Genomic DNA, 4,375 nt, shown 5'->3' with positions numbered 1-4,375 from the left:
CCCATCGAGGCCTCCCGATTTTTCGAGATATCATCGACAAGGCATCATAGATCGTTTTAGTTCCGCCTGATAGCGCAGCGAACGTTAACGTTGGCGATTGCGGCCCTGCAGACGCGGAACCCGTTGCAGCAAGCGGCAAGCGAGCGGAAGTATGGTGTACGCTCACCAGTCGGGCGTGCCCATCTTGCGGCGACCGAGAGTCCACCAGCCTTGCTCAGCTCCTGAGCCGGCCGACCGAACGTGGAAGGGTCACCCTGAACTCGGTGAACTCGCCCGGCCGGGTATCGAACTCGATCATCCCGCCATGCTGCTTGACGATGATATCGTGGCTCAACGAGAGCCCAAGCCCGGTGCCTTCGCCGGGTGGCTTCGTTGTAAAGAATGGATTGAAAATCTTGCCTCTGATATCCGGCGCAATGCCCTCACCATTGTCACGGATCATGATCTCGACGGTATCCCCGCGATCCCTCGTGGTAATCTTGAGCGTCGGCTCATAAGCTCCCTCGGGGAGCGTCGTCCGTTGCCTGAGGGTCGCATAGATTGCATTCGAGACGATGTTCAGAAGCGCGCGCGTGATGTCCTGTGGGAACATCTCGATCTCACCTGCGGCTGGGTCGAAAGACCTCTCGATCGCAACTCGGCAGTCCCCGTCAGCTCGATTGCCATAGTTGGCGAGATTCAAGGTGTCGTCCACCACACTGTTGATGTCGGCTGCGGTCCATTCTCCCGAATTGTCGCGCGAATGCATGAGCATGTTTCTGACGATACCGTCGGCCCGCTGGCCGTGTTGCCTGACCTTCTCCAGGTTGCATCGAACCATCTCCGTGAGCTCGATGACTTCCGATTTTTCGTCGGTGCCTGGAATCCCCCGAAGCTCATCGAGAAGCTCCAGTGAAACTTCTGCGAAATTGTTGATGAAGTTGAGAGGATTCTTGATTTCGTGTGCGATGCCGGCGGTCAGTTGTCCGAGTGAGGCGAGCTTCTCCGTCTGGATCAGACGATCTTGGGCAAACTTCAGCTCGGCAAGAGCCATCTCGGCTGCATCCTTTGCTTGCTTCGCCGCTTCTTCGCTCTGCTTCAACTTCGTGATGTCGAAATAGGTCAGCAAACGTCCGCCATCGGGCAGGGACTGGATCTGGAAATGGATGATACGGCCGTCCCGAAGACGCATCTCCGTCGAGAAGCTGCCCTTCTTGACCGCCTCGACGCGCCGGGCCAGGAACGCTTCAAACCCGGCTTCCGGAACGTCGTAAAGGTGGTGATTGGTGTGCACGTACCGGACCAGATCGGCCATCGTGGGCCGCGTGGTCTGGATGAATTCATCCGATATGCCCCACATCTCCTTGAACGCCCGATTGATGATCCGGCTGCGCAGGTCCGGCCCCATGAAGAGGACGGCGTATTCGATGGTCTCGAGCACCGCATTGAACTGGTCCAGCAACACGCCACGTTCAGCAAGTGCTGCTTCGGCCGACTCTCTCGCTTCCTTTGCCGCTTCTTCGCTCCGCTTCAACTTCGTGATGTCGAAATAGGTCAGCAAACGTCCGCCGTCAGGCAGTGACTGAATCTGGAAATGGATGACGCGGCCGTCCCGGAGACGCATCTCCGTCGAGAAGCTGCCTCTCTTGACGGCCTCGACGCGCCGCTCCAGGAACGCTTCAAACCCGGCTTCCGGAACGTCGTAAAGGTGGTGATTGGTGTGCACGTATCGGACCAGATCGGCCATCGTGGGCCGCGTACTCTGGATGAATTCATCCGATATGCCCCACATCTCCTTGAACGCGCGGTTGATGATCCGGCTGCGCAGATCCGGCCCCATGAAGAGGACGGCGTATTCGACGGTCTCGAGCACCGCATTGAACTGATGCAGCAGACCGCTGTCGGTGAACGCCGCCTGTTCGGCGTCTTTCGATGTAATGCCAGCCGAAGAACCGTCCTGGCCAGTCACGTCCGCTCTCCGGAAGGACTGTCGAATTCGCAATGCAGCATGATGAAATGGGTGTTTCGCATCGGTCGCTCCTACCCAGAGCTCACTCTTAGCACGGCCCGGCGAAGGCTGCATTGGGTCGCGCGCTAGGCCCACATCGGGTCACCGCGCGACATCCTCGAGTCGGGCATCAAACGTCTGCTTCACCCGAAAGAAGACGTCGGAATTTGCAGGTATCGTTCTATTCCAATTCCTGCTGGATGACGCGGCCGAGCGCGAACAGGCGCTGGTCGATCGTGGTCGGCACCTCGCAGACGAAGCGGACCACCTTGCGGCGATCCTCGAAGATGCGGGTTTCCCAGATCAGCTGATTGCTGAGCGCGTCGACCTTGGTCTCGTCGCGGGGCGTCGCACCCTGCAGCGCCTGCAATTCCAGCGTGTCGGCGCGGATCTTGTCCGCCGCCTCGCGCTGCTTGCGGGTGACCCGCTGGAGCCCGTTCATGACCGAGGAACGCTGCGCGTTGAGCGTGTCGAACAGCCCGGCGAACAGCAGCTTTGCGTTTGCCGTCTTGTCGGAAGCTGAGCCGCCGAGAAACTCCTTGACTGCCTTCTCGGCCTCGTCGAGTGGGGTCTTGCGCGCCGCGAGCCTTGCGACGAGCGCGCTCACCTTGGCGTCATCCTTCCACTTGTTCTGGACGTCATCGAGCGCAGGCCCGGCCCAGACCGCGGCGATCGAGATCTCGGGAACCTTGGCCTGCGGGCAGGGCCAGTCGGGATAGCGCGGATCGGCGGCGCGCGAGGCCTCGCTCGCGCCGGCGAGCGTCAATACGGCCAGGATCGCGATCCGCCAGTTCATGCTTCGCCTCCTGCGGGGCCGCGCCGCGCCAGCCCGCGCGAGGGATCATAGGCATAGATCGCCCCGATCATGAAGACGATCGTGCAGCCTGCGACGACAGCGAGCGCGATCCAGTTGATCTGCCCGTACAGCGCAAAGCGGATCAGTTCGACCGCATGGGTGAACGGATTGGCCTCGCAGACATAATAGAGATAGGGGCTGCCCTCCTGCACCCGCCACAGCGGGTAGAGCGCGGACGAGGCGAAGAACATCGGGAAGATCACGAAGTTCATCACGCCGGCAAAATTCTCGAGCTGCTTGATGCCGGAGGAGATCAGCATGCCGAGCGAGCCCAGCATCAATCCGGACAGCACCAGCGCCGGCAGCACCGTGAGATAGCCGGCCGGCGGCGGCGTGATGTCCCAGGCCCACGCGATCGCCAGGAAGGCGTAGACCTGCAGCAGCGACACCGCGGTGCCCGCGAGCAGCTTGCAGAACAAGAGGAACCAGCGCGGCAGCGGGCTCACCAGCAGCGTGCGCATGTTGCCCATCTCGCGGTCATAGACCATCGAGAGCGAGGATTGCATGCCGTTGAAGAGCTGGATCATCGCCATCAGCCCCGGCGCGATATAGACCTCGTAGAGGATATAGGTCTCGTAGGGCGGGATGATGGAGATGCCGAGCACCTGGCGGAATCCGGCTGCGAAGATGAACAGCCACACCAGCGGCCGCACCAGCGCCGAGACGAACCGCTCGCGCTGATGCAGGAAGCGCAAGCCTTCGCGCCAGACGATGCCGGCGAGGCACGTCATGTATTGCGCAGCCGAGAAGCCGCGCGGCGTCCCTCCGGCCGTGACCGAGCTCATGTGCCGCCTCCCGGCATCATCGCTGCGCCGGTGAGGCGCATGAAGGCGGAGTTGACGTCCTGCGCGCTGGCCTCGGCGATCACTTGCGCGACCGACCCCTTCGCCAGCACCTTGCCCTGGTGCAGCACAACGAGATCGTCGCCCGCGACGATCTCGTCGAACAGATGGGTCGCCCAGAGCACGCCGATGCCTTGCTCCGCGACGAGCTGCCGGACGTGGCCGATGATGTCGGCGCGCGCCTTGACGTCGAGGCCGACGGTCGGCTCGTCGAGCAGCAGCAGCCGCGGCCGGTGCAAGAGCGCGCGCACGATCTCGAGCCGCCGCATCTGCCCGCCCGAGAGATCGCGTACCTTGTGGCCTGCGCGGTCGGCGAGCCCGATGCGGCCGAGCAACTCGTCGGCGCGCGCCGCCGCCTCGCGGCGGCCGATGCCGTGCAGGGCGGCGTGATAGAGCAGGTTCTGCGTCAGCGACAGGTCGAGATCGAGCGTGCGCGGCTGGAACACCACGCCGAGCAGCCGCAGCGCCTCGCCGGGCGAGCGGCTGATGTCATGGCCGAAGATGCCGATGCGTCCCGACTGGATGCCGAACAGCCGCGTGACGAGCGAGAACAGCGTGCTCTTGCCGGCGCCGTTGAGGCCCAGCAGCGCGGTGAAGCTCGCCGGCGCGACGGAGAAGGAGACGTCGATCAGGGCGCGGCGCGCGCCGTAGGCGTGACTGACGCCGTCGATCGACAGCGCCGCGGCCCCG

At 62.9% G+C, this 4,375-nt stretch carries 4 protein-coding genes; all 4 read right to left on the bottom strand.

Annotated elements, in window-relative coordinates; all coding sequences use genetic code 11:
• Window positions 1-214: 214 nt before the first annotated feature.
• Window positions 215-1,948, bottom strand: coding sequence for a PAS-domain containing protein (locus KGM94_RS23790; protein WP_300264713.1), 1,734 nt, complete (start codon window positions 1,946-1,948; stop codon window positions 215-217).
• A gap of 220 nt (window positions 1,949-2,168) precedes the next feature.
• Window positions 2,169-2,783: a hypothetical protein gene (locus KGM94_RS23785; RefSeq protein ID WP_300264710.1), complete on the bottom strand. Its 615-nt coding sequence runs from the start codon at window positions 2,781-2,783 to the stop codon at window positions 2,169-2,171.
• Entirely contained in the window at window positions 2,780-3,628 is an 849-nt protein-coding gene (locus KGM94_RS23780) for an ABC transporter permease (protein WP_300264706.1), read from the bottom strand. The genes KGM94_RS23785 and KGM94_RS23780 overlap by 4 nt, the downstream gene beginning before the upstream one ends.
• Window positions 3,625-4,362 carry an ABC transporter ATP-binding protein gene (locus tag KGM94_RS23775; RefSeq protein ID WP_300264716.1) on the bottom strand — a complete coding sequence of 246 codons (738 nt, stop codon included), beginning with the start codon at window positions 4,360-4,362 and terminating at the stop codon, window positions 3,625-3,627. The genes KGM94_RS23780 and KGM94_RS23775 overlap by 4 nt, the downstream gene beginning before the upstream one ends.
• Between the last annotated feature and the right edge of the window lie 13 nt (window positions 4,363-4,375).

This window comes from Bradyrhizobium sp. (assembly GCF_028868675.1).
Lineage (GTDB): Bacteria > Pseudomonadota > Alphaproteobacteria > Rhizobiales > Xanthobacteraceae > Bradyrhizobium.
Note: the sequence above shows the minus strand (reverse complement) of the source record. Positions and strands in the feature narration are given on the sequence as shown.

Bases quoted from the DNA above. Each gene is read 5' to 3' on its own strand.
- KGM94_RS23780 (WP_300264706.1), bottom strand. From the start codon at position 3,628: ATGAGCTCGGTCACGGCCGGAGGGACGCCGCGCGGCTTCTCGGCTGCG.
- KGM94_RS23785 (WP_300264710.1), bottom strand. From the start codon at position 2,783: ATGAACTGGCGGATCGCGATCCTGGCCGTATTGACGCTCGCCGGCGCG.